We start from the raw sequence: 420 nt of genomic DNA, 5'->3' as shown, positions 1-420 counted from the left end.
CGGTCCCACCGAACGGGAGCGCGGCTCGCTCCTCGAACTGACCTGGAACGGCCGCGACCCCCTCGAACTCCCCGACGGCAAGCGGACGTTCCTGGAGGACGGCGACACCGTGACCCTGTCGGCCTGGGCACCGGGCCCGGACGGCGCCCGTGTGGGCCTCGGCGAGGTCACGGGACGGGTGGTCCCCACGGCCTGACCGACCCCCGCGGGGGCCACGGCCCGGCCGGTACCCCGGCCCCGGTCGGCACCCGGATCCCGGCCGGCCGCTGACTCGCACCGCCCCTCGCCGTCATACTGGGCGTCGGGCGGTGCGCGGGTACGCACGCGCGCTCCGCCGTCCCCTCTCATGTACGCCCCCCGCACGACCCGCACGACCCGAAGCCGCCCTCTTCCGACAGGACCCGGAGTCCGTGGCATGAC

Annotated in this window: 1 pseudogene; it reads left to right on the top strand. The window is 76.4% G+C overall.

The features are described from left to right. Positions 1-196 (top strand): annotated as a pseudogene (locus KDL01_RS42270) (fumarylacetoacetase); the annotation flags it as partial. Positions 197-420 lie beyond the last annotated feature (224 nt).

Source organism: Actinospica durhamensis, assembly GCF_018139695.1.
Taxonomy (GTDB): domain Bacteria; phylum Actinomycetota; class Actinomycetes; order Streptomycetales; family Catenulisporaceae; genus Actinospica; species Actinospica durhamensis.
This window is presented reverse-complemented; position numbering and strand designations above follow the sequence as displayed.